Annotated in this window: 14 protein-coding genes and 1 pseudogene; 7 read left to right on the top strand and 8 right to left on the bottom strand. The window is 55.4% G+C overall.

The features are described 5' to 3' along the window. The first annotated feature begins 88 nt into the window (after positions 1-88). Positions 89-1,093, top strand: a complete 1,005-nt coding sequence (argF, locus tag KHQ28_RS17495) for an ornithine carbamoyltransferase (protein WP_002886946.1) — start codon at positions 89-91, stop codon at positions 1,091-1,093. A gap of 2 nt (positions 1,094-1,095) precedes the next feature. Here argF and KHQ28_RS17490 read toward each other — a convergent pair whose 3' ends face one another. The 6 genes from KHQ28_RS17490 to KHQ28_RS17465 all read right to left on the bottom strand — a co-directional run bounded on the left by KHQ28_RS17490 (position 1,096) and on the right by KHQ28_RS17465 (position 7,553). Further along, on the bottom strand, positions 1,096-1,821 hold the full coding sequence (locus KHQ28_RS17490) for a GntR family transcriptional regulator (protein ID WP_004192370.1): 726 nt from the start codon (positions 1,819-1,821) through the stop codon (positions 1,096-1,098). Positions 1,822-1,905: 84 nt separating this feature from the next. Beyond that, complete coding sequence (locus KHQ28_RS17485; RefSeq protein ID WP_004186723.1) at positions 1,906-3,324, bottom strand: YfcC family protein; 1,419 nt, start codon at positions 3,322-3,324, stop codon at positions 1,906-1,908. A gap of 56 nt (positions 3,325-3,380) precedes the next feature. Further along, positions 3,381-4,946, bottom strand: a complete 1,566-nt coding sequence (locus KHQ28_RS17480; protein WP_023285743.1) for an amidohydrolase — start codon at positions 4,944-4,946, stop codon at positions 3,381-3,383. Positions 4,947-5,040: 94 nt separating this feature from the next. Continuing rightward, positions 5,041-5,871: a PfkB family carbohydrate kinase gene (locus tag KHQ28_RS17475; protein WP_002886941.1), complete on the bottom strand. Its 831-nt coding sequence runs from the start codon at positions 5,869-5,871 to the stop codon at positions 5,041-5,043. Between the two features lie 11 nt (positions 5,872-5,882). Further along, positions 5,883-6,857 carry an SIS domain-containing protein gene (locus KHQ28_RS17470; protein WP_002886940.1) on the bottom strand — a complete coding sequence of 325 codons (975 nt, stop codon included), beginning with the start codon at positions 6,855-6,857 and terminating at the stop codon, positions 5,883-5,885. A 243-nt stretch (positions 6,858-7,100) separates the two neighbouring features. Then, positions 7,101-7,553, bottom strand: coding sequence for a YhcH/YjgK/YiaL family protein (locus tag KHQ28_RS17465; RefSeq protein ID WP_019704686.1), 453 nt, complete (start codon positions 7,551-7,553; stop codon positions 7,101-7,103). A 194-nt stretch (positions 7,554-7,747) separates the two neighbouring features. On the opposite strand from KHQ28_RS17465, the gene KHQ28_RS17460 reads away from it, so the two are divergent. The 5 genes from KHQ28_RS17460 (at position 7,748) to ridA (ending at position 9,838) form a co-directional block, all read left to right on the top strand. Then, entirely contained in the window at positions 7,748-7,852 is a 105-nt protein-coding gene (locus tag KHQ28_RS17460; RefSeq protein ID WP_002886930.1) for a pyrBI operon leader peptide, read from the top strand. After that, complete coding sequence (locus KHQ28_RS29705; RefSeq protein WP_227650304.1) at positions 7,827-7,886, top strand: pyrBI operon leader peptide; 60 nt, start codon at positions 7,827-7,829, stop codon at positions 7,884-7,886. The genes KHQ28_RS17460 and KHQ28_RS29705 overlap by 26 nt, the downstream gene beginning before the upstream one ends. Before the next feature lie 2 nt (positions 7,887-7,888). Beyond that, the gene (pyrB, locus tag KHQ28_RS17455; protein ID WP_002886928.1) at positions 7,889-8,824 is read left to right on the top strand and encodes an aspartate carbamoyltransferase; all 936 of its coding nucleotides are present in this window, start codon (positions 7,889-7,891) and stop codon (positions 8,822-8,824) included. Between the two features lie 13 nt (positions 8,825-8,837). Further along, entirely contained in the window at positions 8,838-9,299 is a 462-nt protein-coding gene (gene pyrI / locus KHQ28_RS17450; RefSeq protein WP_002886927.1) for an aspartate carbamoyltransferase regulatory subunit, read from the top strand. Between the two features lie 152 nt (positions 9,300-9,451). After that, a complete protein-coding gene (gene ridA / locus KHQ28_RS17445) occupies positions 9,452-9,838 on the top strand; it encodes a 2-iminobutanoate/2-iminopropanoate deaminase (protein ID WP_002886926.1) in 387 nt (128 codons plus the stop codon). Positions 9,839-9,911: 73 nt separating this feature from the next. Here ridA and mgtA read toward each other — a convergent pair whose 3' ends face one another. Together mgtA and mgtL are read right to left on the bottom strand one after the other, a co-directional pair. Further along, the gene (gene mgtA / locus KHQ28_RS17440; RefSeq protein WP_032418144.1) at positions 9,912-12,620 is read right to left on the bottom strand and encodes a magnesium-translocating P-type ATPase; all 2,709 of its coding nucleotides are present in this window, start codon (positions 12,618-12,620) and stop codon (positions 9,912-9,914) included. A 145-nt stretch (positions 12,621-12,765) separates the two neighbouring features. After that, positions 12,766-12,819 carry a mgtA regulatory leader peptide MgtL gene (gene mgtL, locus KHQ28_RS29700; RefSeq protein ID WP_219340445.1) on the bottom strand — a complete coding sequence of 18 codons (54 nt, stop codon included), beginning with the start codon at positions 12,817-12,819 and terminating at the stop codon, positions 12,766-12,768. Between the two features lie 180 nt (positions 12,820-12,999). On the opposite strand from mgtL, the pseudogene treR reads away from it, so the two are divergent. Further along, a pseudogene (gene treR / locus KHQ28_RS17435) lies at positions 13,000-13,943 on the top strand (trehalose operon repressor TreR). The last annotated feature ends 22 nt before the right edge of the window (positions 13,944-13,965 follow it).

Below are 13,965 nucleotides of genomic sequence, written 5' to 3'. Positions count from 1 at the left end.
AGATTTCGATCACAGACTTGCAAATGAATATTCATACATATAAATTGAATTTTAATTCAATTAGTGGCCTATGCCAGGTGAGGGAACCATGTCTGCGTTTTACCAGAAGCATTTTTTAAAGTTACTCGATTTTACGCCTGCAGAAATCACCGCCCTGCTCGAGCTGGCGGCAAAGCTGAAAGCCGATAAGAAAAACGGTATCGAAGTCCAGAAACTGGCAGGGAAAAACATCGCGCTCATCTTCGAAAAAGACTCAACCCGTACACGATGCTCTTTCGAAGTTGCCGCATACGATCAGGGTGCCCGCGTGACCTATCTGGGGCCCAGCGGCAGCCAGATTGGCCATAAAGAGTCGATCAAGGACACCGCCCGCGTGCTCGGACGGATGTACGACGGCATTCAGTACCGCGGCCACGGCCAGGAAGTGGTAGAGACCCTGGCGCAATACGCCGGCGTGCCGGTGTGGAACGGCCTCACCAACGAGTTCCACCCCACCCAGCTGCTGGCGGACCTGCTGACCATGAAAGAGCATCTGCCGGGCAAAGCCTTTAACCAGATGACGCTGGTCTACGCCGGCGACGCGCGCAACAACATGGGCAATTCGATGCTGGAAGCCGCCGCGTTGACCGGTCTGGATCTGCGCCTGGTGGCGCCATCGGCCTGCTGGCCGGAGGCCGCGCTGGTGGAGACCTGCACCGCGCTGGCCAAACAGCAGGGCGGCAACATCACCCTGACGGAAGATATCGCCGCAGGGGTGAAAGGCGCCGATTTTATCTATACCGACGTCTGGGTCTCAATGGGCGAGGCGAAGGAAAAATGGGCCGAACGTATCGCCCTGCTGCGCGACTATCAGGTTAACAGCGCGATGCTGGCGCTGACCGGCAACCCGCAGGTCAAGTTCCTCCACTGCCTGCCGGCGTTCCACGACGACCAGACCACGCTGGGCAAACAGATGGCTGCCGATTACGGCCTGCACGGCGGCATGGAGGTGACTGATGAGGTGTTTGAGTCGGCGGCGAGCGTGGTCTTCGACCAGGCGGAAAACCGGATGCACACCATCAAAGCGGTGATGGTGGCGACGCTTTCACGCTGAAATCAGAAACTAAACGTGTAACGCTCGGCGACGATATACTGTTCTCCATAATGAATAGGCTGATGCTGGCTATCCAGAATTAGCGTTTTCATCAGGAATAACGGTTCGCCGGGCGGTTGCTTCAGCAGCGGTGCGCTGTCAGAATCCGCACGCACCATTTCTACTGTCGTTTCACCCGCATAGGTAGGCACGATCGCGTATTTTTCACGCAATAGCTGATACAGCGACCCGCTAAGATCCTCCTGCTGTAAAAAACCTAATCGTTTCAGAGAGTAGTAATTATTCTCTAACATTAACGGCGCATCGCCAGCGATCCTAAGGCGTTGGATATAAAGCACGGAATCATCGCTCTCAAGCTCAAGAAGCTGACGCGCATTACGATAGTCCTGCAGAATCTCACGACGAGTCACTACGCTATGGGTTGGTAGATGGTTAGCATCGCATGCGGCAGTAAAGCTAAGTAAGTGAACAACTTTACGCTCAATTTTAGGCAGACAGACAAAAGTCCCCTTCCCCTGCTTTTTTACCAAATAGCCTTCTGCTACCAGCTCTTTCACTGCGTTGCGCACTGTAATACGGCTGATATTGTAGAGTTCGCTGAGCTCAATCTCGGTGGGGATTTTCTCTCCTTCAGCGAGTTTCCCGGAAGAAATATCGCTGAGGATTTTATCTTTAAGCTGCCTGTATAACGGTACGGACGTATTCTGTTGCAGTCCAAAATTCGACATAAAAGAGGTACCAGCACGGCCATTAATGCGAAGCAGGATTATAATCGAAGCGCGCACATCAAACTACGATGGCGCGCATATCCTTCAGACCCAGGCCGAAATCGCAGCAAAAGCAGCGCTAACTATCCACAGCACCGGAAACAGCGGCGCAATGGCTTTTAACCACTGACCAAACCCAATGCGCGCAATAGACAACCCAGCCAGCAATACACCGCCGGTAGGAGAGACCAGGTTCGTCAGGCCATTGCCAAATTGATAAGCCATCACCATCGCCTCTTTATTGATACCAACCAAATCGCCTAACGGCGCCAGCACGGGCATAGTGAGCGCGGCCTCGCCCGAAGATGAGGGCACAAAAAAGGTGATGACGTTATGCCCTAATAGCATCAGAGTGGTAAACGCATACTGCGGCAACCCTTCCAGCATTTCAGACAAACCAAATAGCAACGTATCGATAATTCGTCCGTTCTCCGCCACCACCAGAATACCGCGCGCAAGACCTATGACTACGGCGGCGTAGACAAACTCTTTGCACCCTTCGACAAAGCTGTCTGCCATCCCGCTAATGCCCATGCGCCCGACGATCCCGGAAAACAGCCCCAGAGCCAGGAACACAGAGCCGATCTCAACCATGTACCAGCCACGCGTGATTAACCCCCATGAGATGACGGCCAGCGCCAGCACAAAGGCGATGATAATTACCCGATCGGCGATGGAAAAATGGACCGACGTATCCTGTATCGACAAAAACTGCTCGCGGTTGCGACAATCATTTTCATATACCGGCGACTTTTGCGGAGTGCGTTTAACACGGTGCGCGTACCACATGGTGTAAGCAATCGCCAGTAGCGTGAAGACCAGCCATGCAATAGCACGTAGCCAAAGCTGCGGATTTCCCTGAATACCCGCTACGCCCTGGGCAATGAGTACAGAGAACGGATTGGTCATTGCGCCAACGTAGCCAATCTGGGTTCCCAGAAAAAGAATCAGGATCGCAGTCATTGAGTCATAACCCAGCGCGAACATCAGGGAGATAAAGATCGCATACAGGGGAATCACCTCCTCGCTCATACCAAAAGTCGCGCCTCCCAGGCTAAACAAGGTCATTGCGATAGGGATAACCAAAATTCCTTTACCTGCCAGGCGTTCAGCCAGCGCCACCAGACCCCGCTCAATTGCGCCAGTACGTAAAATAATGCCAAAAGCGCCACCAACAATGAGCACAAACGCCACTACGTCTGCGGCCTTGATAATCCCCTCCATCGGCGCGGCCAGTACGGCGGTAATACCCTGACGTAAATCGCCCTCGCTGCTGACTTTGTCCAGCAGATGATAAGACCCTGGGATCACTAATGTTTTAGTTTCACCGCCGGGTAAGGTCACTGAGTGATAATCAAAACTGCCGCTGGGAATACACCATGTCAGCAGCGCTACTAATATAATAATGAAGAAAATCAGAGCGTAGCAGTGTGGCATCGCCCACTTTATTTTTGCAATACGCATAATCCGCCTCGATAAGATGTTTATATTATTTTTGCCGTCTTTCGGCATTTTTAGAGTTACAGAAGGTCATGGGTAATACGGCCATCCACCAGGGTCAGTACAACGGTAGAAGTCCGTAACTCATCATTCGGGCAGCTCAACAAATTACGGTCAAAAACCGCGATATCCGCGCGTTTTCCCGGCTCAAGGCTACCGGTCATCTCTTCCATGCCGTGGTGTCGAGCACTATTCAGCGTCCATGCCGTTAAGAGCTGTTGTCGGGTCATTCCGCGTTCGCGGTACCAGCCATTCACGGGTGAACCATCAGGGAACTGACGACTGCAGGCGGCATACATCGAGTCAGGAACAGAAGGAATAAACAGGGGCAGATCGGTGCCAATAGTCACCGTCACGCCAGCCCCAAATAGTGCGGCATAATCGTAGAATTGCGCTTCGCGCTCTTCCCCATAGCGTTCGCGCATATAGGCTTCGGCTTCGCAGGGGTTAAGGAGCAGAATTTGTGCATAAACTTCGGCAAAAAGGCCGAGCTCAGCCATTCTGGGAATATCGTTTGGATGCGGACATTCCAGATCGCTCAGAGAATGTCTAACCACGCTCTGCGGGTGACGCTTACGGCATTCGGCAAAAATATCAATACAGCGGCGAATTGCGGCATCGCCCTCCGCATTCATACAGCAGTTGAATCCACGAGCATCAGCCAACAAAACCTGCTGGCGCAGGGCATTATAATCAACGGGTCGTTCATTGTTCGTGCCGGGACGATCGGCATAGGGGTAAATCATATCGCCGGTATGATCGGCAATAACGCCATCGACCATAAATTTAAAGCCATGAAACCGCAGCCATGGCGAATGAAAGCGGCGTCGGGCCTGTTCACCGAAAGGAAGATCGACAGGTGCAGATACGGGCTGAGAAACAATGCTCACTCTCAGCAATAGCGCATCCTCTTTTTCCAGTTCATCCCAGGCATTCATCAACTGCGGCGCATCGTTGAAACAAACGTCTTTTATTGCCGTGATTCCCTGCCCTGCAAGTCGGGCCATAAATGCCCGCATTTCTTTTTTTAACTGTGCGGTATCAGACAGCATCTCATCCAATAATGCGATTCTCGCCTCCGCGCTGCACTCTTCAGCGGTAAAGCCATAAAGCTCCACGGCGGCACGGTTCATCCAGCAATAGCTTTTGTCATCGTTAATGGCGACAACCGGTCTCTGCGGGAAAGCGTCATCCAATAGTCTGGCATCAGGCACCGCTCCCCAACGGGCAGCAGACCAGCCCCAGCCATAGAGGCTTTTCCCCTCAGGGAGAAGTTTTTCTGCATCCTGTAATAGTTCCAGGGCATGATTACTATCGCGGGCGGCATGGAGATCGACGCCACGCTGCATGCTCATATAGCCGGTAAAAAACGTGTGATTATCGCAAAATCCGGGACAAATCAGGCGATCGCCAAGTTCGATAAAGCGAGTTCTTTCACCTCTCCAGGTTTGAATATCTTCCCCATTCGCTATCATCGCCGCGATAGCGCCGTTTTTAATGACTACATATCCGCTAAATAGCTCATTTCTGGCAGCAGTAAAAATAGCATCAGAACGTAAAATCAAATCAGCAGCATCACTATGCATAATTCTTTCCTCACGGAAAAAGCGCAGGAATCCCCCTTTCCGCCCGGCTAGCGGACGGAAATCAGTACGGAAAAATGAGAGATGGCGTTATAGGTTAGTAGTGAGTCCCGTAGCCAAATGCCCCTTCTTTCAGGCAAATTTGTGCCGAGAAAGCTGCTGCTTTTTGCAGGCTATTGGTAATCGCTTCGCGCTTGTTACCCGTAGGTTGGGCCAGAAAATGGCAAATGAAAGCGGTAATAAAAGCATCACCTGCACCCATTGTATCGACGGGAGTGACGTAATCGGGCGCCTGCTGATACCAATCCTGCCCGTCAAATAAAATCGCGCCTTCATCTCCACGCGTCGCGCAGACAATGCGACTTCCGCTGGCCTGCGCTTGTTGCACAATTTCACGTGTTTGCGCCAGGCTGTAGTCGGCGCATGAGAAGAAGGCGAAGTCGACGTAACGGCACAGCGGCAGCGCCTGCTCCAGTACAAAGTCATCTGAAAAATCGAAAGAGACAGGAATGTTGAGCTCGCGTAACTGAGGTAAGTGCGTCTCCATGTAGCTATAACAGCCGCTATGGATCAGATCAAACTCACGCAGGTATTGCTCATGCTGAAAAATAAAATCCATCGAAGTTGTCTTGCGAATACCCCCGGCGTTCGAACCAAGAAATATCCGTTCTCCCTCTTCGATTTTCAGCTGTGCGCAGCCGTTCTCTCCTGCCACCTGCAGACAGTGTGGCCACTTGACGCCAACTTTATCCAGCACCTGCATAACGTGTTCCGCAGCGGCATCATTACCAAAAATCCCCAAATAGGCCGCATTGTGCCCCAGCATGGCCGCATAAGCGGCAAAGTTCAGCGCATTTCCACCGGGATACATAGTCTGAGTATGAACATATTTATCGACGACGTTATCGCCAATTCCAATCACATTCATCATAATTCCCCTTAGTATTCCACCAGCCCCATATAGCGGCGGGTATCCAATGGATGCTGGCGAATGTCGGCAAGCGCAGAACGATATTCACACATGATGCTGTAAAACAGTACCGGGTTGAAAAACTCCACGACTGACGGAGGAAGAACCCCGATGCCCAGTTCTTTAGCATCAACGACTTCCACTTTTTCTGCATACTTGGTGAGGAAGGCCAAAGCTCGCTCATCCATCGCCCGCGTACGGCCTTCGTTCATCAATAAAATAAACGGCGTCTCTTTATTCGTAACTTCAAAAGGTCCGTGGAAGTACTCCCCGGAGTGAATAGGTGCGGCATGTAGCCATTGCATTTCCATTAGTGAGCAGATAGCAAAACCATAAGCATGGCCATAAGAAGCTCCGCTGGAGAGGATATAGAAGAGCTTTTCATCTTGATATTTTTGGGCAAAACGCTGGCAGCGATCCGCAACCTGCTGACGGCCATGAGCAATGACGCCATTAATTTGGGTCATTCCCTGTTGGAAATCAGCGTAATTATTGAAACCTTCCACCTGCTGCAACGTATCAACGCACAGGTTGAGGATAATCGCCATCGGGTTATCGACCACATTGGTATCGTTACCCCAGGCATAGAGAATGTTGTGACTGGCGTATTCGATCAACTGTGCCTGAGCGTTGTGAGTCAGCGTAATAGTATGCGCTTGATGCTGTTGAGCAAGCTTAGCCGCAGCGACGGATTCCGGCGTGTTGCCCCCGTGCGAACAGACGATAACCAGCGAATTCTCCCCTAACGTTTTCGGCGTCGCGTAGACAAACTCATTGGCGGTATACATGCCGACATGAAGCTTCGTCGCCTCGCTATCCAGGAAGTACTTAGCCGGATACATATCCACTAATGACCCGCCGCAGGCAACAAGGAACACTTGGCGGATTCCGCCTTTGTCTTCTATCTCTTTAGCAACGGCATTAATTATTTCTTTAGTATTCATACAGTAAGAACTCCAGATCTCATTATTGATTGTTCAAATTAGCGGAAACAACATTAATACGTTATATAACGTATTAATGAGATCGCCATCAAAATTTGCACAATGCGCTCGGTATGAGCGTTTGGCTGAAGCAGCAAATGAGAGGGAATAAGAAGTAAAAAATCGGGAATAGCCAGGAAAAACAAAGAATAGCAATTGTCACAATATGACAATTGCTAGCTCTGGGTAAAAAAAGCTCGTCAACTAAACCATCAGCATCTTCACCACCGCTTTGCGCACCTTCGCCGGGGCGCCTACGGCGCACAGCGGTTTATGCACTTCGCCGGGATAAAACACCACAAAGTCCCCTTCGTTGAGGATCACCGTTTTCTCCTGCTGGCCTTCGGCAAGAAAAGCGATGTCTTTCTCCGCCAGCCAGTCGGTCTGCGGCTCTCCTGGCGGCAAGGTGCTGAAGGTCATCCCCTCGCTGCCGCGGAGCACAATCTGGATATCGAGATAGCGAGCATGGTACTCCGCGCGGCGCGCGGCCTGCGGCTCGGTGGTGTCTTCAGAAATCAGATAAAACAGGTTGTCGCCGTCGATATCGTGTTTACCCAGCGGCGTCGCCTCGCTGACCTGAGCGATAACCTGTTCGATAGCCTCGCGCAGCGCGGCAGGCAGCCATGGCTGCAGATGGTGGATATTGCCAATAATCATTGCTTACCTCAAATATAAAACAGCATTTCATTTTATCGTGTTATACCCCCATCGCGGCTGCCATACCAGTACAGTTTCACGCTTCTTTGCGCTGGCGCACTTTTCGACAGGCAAACGATTACCTGTTTGTGAATGAATCGCTTGATCGTCATAACGGTCTGCGTATAATGCCAGTCGTTTTGCCGGGAGGAAGCATGGCCAATTGCGTACGACATTCTGTCTTAGCGCGTCTCAATGCAGACGCTGGCCTGCCGTTTTTCTTTCCGTTGCTCATTGGATTCCCGAAGCCCCTTATTTAAGGGGCTTTTTTTTTGCCCAGGCGTCAGGAGATAAGCATGGCTAACCCGCTATATCAAAAACATATCATTTCCATAAACGATCTCAGCCGCGAAGACCTCGAACTGGTGCTGGCGACGGCGGCAAAGCTGAAAGCCAATCCACAACCCGAGCTGCTGAAGCATAAGGTTATCGCCAGCTGCTTCTTTGAAGCCTCGACCCGCACCCGCCTCTCTTTTGAAACCTCGATGCACCGCCTGGGCGCCAGCGTGGTCGGCTTTTCCGACAGCGCCAACACCTCACTGGGCAAAAAAGGGGAAACGCTGGCGGATACCATCTCCGTCATCAGCACCTACGTCGACGCCATCGTGATGCGTCATCCGCAGGAGGGCGCCGCGCGCCTGGCGACCGAATTCTCCGGCGGCGTGCCGGTACTGAACGCCGGCGACGGCGCTAACCAGCACCCGACCCAAACCCTGCTCGACCTGTTCACCATTCAGGAGACCCAGGGCCGCCTCGAAAACCTCAACGTGGCGATGGTCGGCGATCTGAAGTATGGCCGTACCGTCCACTCCCTGACCCAGGCGCTGGCCAAATTCAACGGCAACCGCTTCTACTTCATCGCCCCGGACGCGCTGGCCATGCCGCAGTACATCCTCGATATGCTCGATGAAAAAGGCATCGCCTGGAGCCTGCATAGCGCCATCGACGACGTGATGGCGGAAGTGGATATTCTGTACATGACCCGCGTGCAGAAAGAGCGTCTGGATCCGTCGGAATACGCCAACGTCAAAGCGCAATTCGTCCTGCGCGCCGCCGACCTCGAAGGGGCGCGCGCCAACATGAAGGTGCTGCATCCGCTGCCGCGCATTGACGAAATCACCACCGATGTCGATAAAACACCGCACGCCTGGTACTTCCAGCAGGCCGGTAACGGCATCTTCGCCCGCCAGGCGTTACTGGCACTGGTACTGAATAGCGAGCTGGCACTGTAAGGGGGAATGAGAGATGACACACGACAATAAACTGCAGGTAGAAGCGATCAAACGCGGCACCGTGATTGACCATATCCCGGCGCAGGTCGGCTTTAAGCTGCTCACCCTGTTCAAACTGACCGAAACCGACCAGCGCATCACCATCGGCCTGAACCTGCCCTCCGGCGAGATGGGCCGCAAGGATTTGATTAAAATCGAGAACACCTTCCTGACCGACGAGCAGGTTAACCAGCTGTCGCTGTACGCCCCGCAGGCGACGGTAAACCGCATTGATGATTACGAAGTGGTGGGCAAATCCCGCCCGAGCCTGCCGGATCGTATCGACAGCGTGCTGGTCTGTCCGAACAGCAACTGTATCAGCCACGCCGAACCGGTTTCTTCCAGTTTTGCAGTGAAAAAACGCGCTGATGACATCGCACTCAAATGTAAATACTGCGAAAAAGAGTTTTCTCATTATGTGGTGCTGGCCAACTAAATGCGGTTGGTATTGGTGGTAGGCCTCCCTATAATGGCTACCACCCTACGCTTCGTCCTTCAGGCGGCGTCTGCGCCGGCGATACAGCGCTTATCGCCTGGCGGCAACCTGAATGATTTTGCGTAACATTACTCAGTTCATCTGGAGATAACATGAGCAAAACTATTGCGACGGAAAATGCACCAGCGGCGATTGGCCCCTACGTTCAGGGCGTTGACCTCGGCAGCATGATCATCACCTCTGGCCAGATCCCGGTCGACCCGAAAACCGGCAGCGTCCCGGAAGACGTGTCCGCGCAGGCGCGCCAGTCGCTGAACAACGTGAAAGCGATCGTTGAAGCCGCAGGCCTCACCGTCGGCGATATCGTCAAGACCACCGTATTCGTCAAAGACCTCAACGATTTCGCTACCGTTAACGCCACCTACGAAGCGTTCTTCACCGAGCATAACGCCACCTTCCCGGCGCGCTCCTGCGTTGAAGTCGCACGTCTGCCGAAAGACGTGAAGATCGAGATCGAAGCCATCGCCGTGCGTCGCTGATCGCTCTCGTCGGCATGAAAAAAGGCAGCCCGCAGGCTGCCTTTTTTACGTGGTTCATCCGAAAACGCGTCCCTCACTGCCAGCCGTAGCGGCGGCTGTAGAAGCCCTTCACGGCCTGGGTCAGCACCATATAGCCCGCCAGGATCGCCACCAGCCACGGGAAGTAGCTCAGCGGCAGGGCCTGCAGCTGCAGGTAGCTCGCCAGCGGCGAGAACGGCAGCGCGATACCCACCGCCATCACCACCAGAGTCATGGCGAACAGCGGCCAGGCGGCCCGGCTCTGAACGAACGGAATGCGCCGGGTGCGGATCATGTGCACAATCAGCGTTTGCGACAGCAGCCCTTCGATAAACCAGCCGGACTGGAACAGGGTCTGCATCTCCACGGTATTGGCGTGGAACACCCACCACATCAGGCCGAAGGTGAGGATATCGAAAATCGAGCTGATCGGCCCGAAGAAGACCATAAAGCGCCCGAGATCGGCCGGGTTCCAGCGCTGCGGCTTGCGGATCTGCTCATCATCGACGTTATCAAACGGGATCGCCACCTGGGAGACATCGTACAGCAGGTTCTGAATCAACAGGTGCAGCGGCAGCATCGGCAGAAACGGCAGGAAGGCGCTGGCCACCAGCACGCTGAAAACGTTGCCGAAGTTGGAGCTGGCGGTCATTTTGATGTACTTGAGCATGTTGGCGAAGGTGCGGCGGCCTTCGATTACCCCCTCCTCCAGCACCATCAGGCTCTTCTCCAGCAGAATGATATCCGCCGCCTCGCGGGCGATATCCACCGCGCCGTCGACCGAGATGCCGATATCCGCCGCGCGCAGCGCCGGGGCGTCGTTGATGCCGTCGCCCATAAAGCCCACCACGTGACCTTCACGCTTGAGCAGCGTCACGATACGCTCTTTATGCAGCGGCGCCAGGCGGGCGAACAGCGTGGTGCGTTTGGCCAGCGCCGCCAGTTCGTCGTCGCTCATGGCTTCGATCTGGCTGCCAATCACCACTTCGCCAGCATCCAGTCCCACTTCATGGCACACCTTAGCCGCCACCAGCTCGCTGTCGCCGGTGAGGATCTTCACCGTGATGCCGCTGGCCTTCAGCGCCTTCAGCGCCGGGGCGGTGGTCTCTTTCGGCGGATCGAGGAAGGCGATGTAACCTTCAAGGATCAGGTCCGACTCATCGGCGCGCTGGTAGTCGCCTTCGCGGGCCGGCAGGTATTTGGTCGCCACCGCCACCACCCGCAGCCCCTGCCGGTTGAGGGTATCGGTCACCCGACGGATGCGGCGCAGCATGGTGTCGTCCAGCGGTACGATATCGCCGTTGTAGCGCACCTGGGTCGAGACGTTGAGGATCTCCTGCAGCGCCCCTTTGCAGATCAGCTGATGCGCGGCGTCATCCTCCTTCACCACCACCGACATGCGGCGGCGTTCGAAGTCGAAGGGGACCTCATCCACCTTCTGCCAGCGTTCCGCCAGCCCGCGGGCGGCATCCAGCTCAACGCCCTCCAGCACCGCGGTGTCGAGCAGGTTTTTCAGGCCGGTCTGGTAGTGGCTGTTGAGCCAGGCGGCATGCAGTACCCGCTCGCAGACCTTGCCGGAGACGTCGGTATGGTTCTCCAGCACAATCTTATCCTGGGTCAGGGTGCCGGTTTTATCAGTGCAGAGGATATCCATCGCGCCGAAATTCTGAATGGCGTCGAGGTGCTTCACGATGACCTTTTGCTTCGACAGCTTCACCGCCCCGCGCGCCAGCGTCGAAGTGACGATCATCGGCAGCATCTCCGGCGTCAAACCGACCGCCACCGACAGCGCGAATAGCGCCGCCTCCCACCAGTCGCCTTTGGTGTAGCCATTGATCAGCAGCACCACCGGGGCCATCACCAGCATAAAGCGGATCAGCAGCATGCTGACCCGGCTGATGCCCTTCTGAAAGGCGTTCGGCTCGCTCTCCTGTTCACTGACGCGGCCGGCCAGCTGCCCAAACCAGGTGCGGCCGCCGGTGGCGAAGACGATGGCCTGCGCCGAGCCGCTCACCACGTTGGTGCCCATAAAGCACAGGGTGTCGCACTCCAGCGGGTTTTGCTGCAGCGGATCGCGGCTGCGGGCCACTTTCTCCACCGGCAGCGATTCGCCGGTCAGCGAGGCCTGGGCGACGAACAGATCCCGCGCCTGCAGGATACGCAGGTCCGCCGGGATCATATCCCCCGCCGACAACCGGATAATGTCGCCCGGCACCAGCTGGTCGATAGGCAGCTCCAGCCAGCGGCTCTCCCCCTGCTCGTTCACCACCCGCAGCACGGTGGCGGTGTTGCTCACCATCGCCTTCAGCGCATCCGCCGCTTTGGTCGAGCGCGCCTCCTGGATGAAATTGAGCAATGTCGAGATCCCCACCATCAGGGCGATAACCCCGGCGGCGAACAGATCCTCGGTGGAATAGGAGACGATGCCGAGCACGGTCAGCAGCAGGTTGAACGGGTTGCGATAGCAGGTCCACAGATGCACCCACCACGGGGAGGGCTTCTGCGCCGGGATCTGGTTGTCACCATGTTTGAGGATTTTCGCCGCCACTTCGCCTTCATTGAGCCCTTCAGGGTGGCTGTCAAAGGCGCGCCAGATCTCCTGGTCGTCCATCGCCGCCACGTTCAGGCAATGCTGACCAAGCGATTCAGGAATGGGGCCACTCGCCAGATGGCGGGCGTCCGGCAGCGGATCGCGCTGGACTAAACGACGTGGCAGATGGCGGCTAAGCTGCGCGAACAGCTGCCGGGTATAATTTTTCAGCATAAACAGTCCCTCCGCGCTCGCCAAAGCGAACGCAGCGTTGCCGACGGGCGTAGCAAAACCTACCTGTCAGGCATGTTATTTTTATGGCAGGGACATCAAGGACGTCACTGCTTTACGCTTTCCGGTAAAGCAGTGTTAAACAGGCTTACCGGAAAGAAAGGTTGCTCCATCGAGGATGAGGAGTGGGATCGGGGTCCATAACTATCTCCGGTAAGTGAATATAAACGGCGCGAATTATAGCGCCCTCGCTGAGGATTGTGTGGCAATAATGGCGATGATAAACCCGCGCAACTAAACCGAACGTAAACCAGACTTTGCTCATTGCGGTTTGGTTGAGTAGCATTAGGCTCACTTCTACCATCCCTGACGAGAATTCCGCATGCAGAACCGGCTGACCATCAAAGATATCGCGCGCTTAAGCGGCGTAGGGAAATCGACGGTATCCCGCGTCCTTAACAACGAGAGCGGGGTCAGCGAACGGACCCGCGAGCGCGTCGAAGCGGTGATGCAGCAGCACGGTTTCTCGCCCTCCCGTTCCGCCCGCGCCATGCGCGGCCAGAGCGATAAAGTGGTGGCGATTATCGTCACCCGTCTCGATTCGCTGTCGGAAAACCTTGCCGTGCAGACCATGCTGCCCGCCTTTTATGAGCAGGGTTACGATCCGATTATGATGGAGAGCCAGTTCTCCCCGGCGTTGGTGGAGGAGCATCTCGGCATGCTCGCCCGGCGCAATATTGACGGCGTGGTGCTGTTCGGTTTTACCGGCATCGACGAAGCGATGCTCGCCCCCTGGCGCGACACCCTGGTGCTGATGGCCCGCGACGCTCCCGGCTTCGCCTCGGTGTGCTATGACGACGAGGGGGCCATCACGCTGCTGATGCAGCGGCTCTACGATCGCGGACACCGCCACATCAGTTTTCTTGGCGTACCGCACAGCGACGTCACCACCGGCGAACGCCGCCATCTGGCCTACCTCGCCTTCTGTAAAAAGCATCGTCTGACGCCCACCGCCGCCCTGCCGGGGCTGGGCATGAAGCAGGGATATGACACCGTCGCCAGCGTGCTGACGGCTGAAACCAGCGCCCTGGTCTGCGCGACGGATACCCTCGCCCTCGGCGCCAGCAAGTACCTCCAGCAGCAGGGTCGCGATGCGCTGCAGCTCGCCAGCGTCGGCAGCACGCCGCTGATGAAGTTTCTCCACCCGGAAATCTTGACCGTCGATCCGGGCTATGCCGAGTCCGGACGCCGGGCCGCCCGGCAGTTGATCGAGCAGATCGCCGGCAGCGTCCCCGCCAGATCGTGATTCCCGCCGCCCTCAATTAATCTCGCTCGGGCGATTTATGTG

Origin of the sequence: Klebsiella sp. 28 (assembly GCF_018223905.1) — a bacterium.
Lineage (GTDB): Bacteria > Pseudomonadota > Gammaproteobacteria > Enterobacterales > Enterobacteriaceae > Klebsiella > Klebsiella pneumoniae.
This window is presented reverse-complemented; position numbering and strand designations above follow the sequence as displayed.

Excerpts from the sequence above, each read along its gene's own strand:
- KHQ28_RS17490 (WP_004192370.1), bottom strand. The coding sequence starts at position 1,821 with ATGTCGAATTTTGGACTGCAACAGAATACGTCCGTACCGTTATACAGG.
- argF (WP_002886946.1), top strand. The coding sequence starts at position 89 with ATGTCTGCGTTTTACCAGAAGCATTTTTTAAAGTTACTCGATTTTACG.
- mgtA (WP_032418144.1), bottom strand. The coding sequence starts at position 12,620 with ATGCTGAAAAATTATACCCGGCAGCTGTTCGCGCAGCTTAGCCGCCAT.
- KHQ28_RS17475 (WP_002886941.1), bottom strand. The coding sequence starts at position 5,871 with ATGAATGTGATTGGAATTGGCGATAACGTCGTCGATAAATATGTTCAT.
- pyrB (WP_002886928.1), top strand. The coding sequence starts at position 7,889 with ATGGCTAACCCGCTATATCAAAAACATATCATTTCCATAAACGATCTC.
- pyrI (WP_002886927.1), top strand. The coding sequence starts at position 8,838 with ATGACACACGACAATAAACTGCAGGTAGAAGCGATCAAACGCGGCACC.
- KHQ28_RS17465 (WP_019704686.1), bottom strand. The coding sequence starts at position 7,553 with ATGATTATTGGCAATATCCACCATCTGCAGCCATGGCTGCCTGCCGCG.
- KHQ28_RS17460 (WP_002886930.1), top strand. The coding sequence starts at position 7,748 with ATGGCCAATTGCGTACGACATTCTGTCTTAGCGCGTCTCAATGCAGAC.
- KHQ28_RS17485 (WP_004186723.1), bottom strand. The coding sequence starts at position 3,324 with ATGCGTATTGCAAAAATAAAGTGGGCGATGCCACACTGCTACGCTCTG.
- ridA (WP_002886926.1), top strand. The coding sequence starts at position 9,452 with ATGAGCAAAACTATTGCGACGGAAAATGCACCAGCGGCGATTGGCCCC.
- KHQ28_RS17470 (WP_002886940.1), bottom strand. The coding sequence starts at position 6,857 with ATGAATACTAAAGAAATAATTAATGCCGTTGCTAAAGAGATAGAAGAC.
- KHQ28_RS17480 (WP_023285743.1), bottom strand. The coding sequence starts at position 4,946 with ATGCATAGTGATGCTGCTGATTTGATTTTACGTTCTGATGCTATTTTT.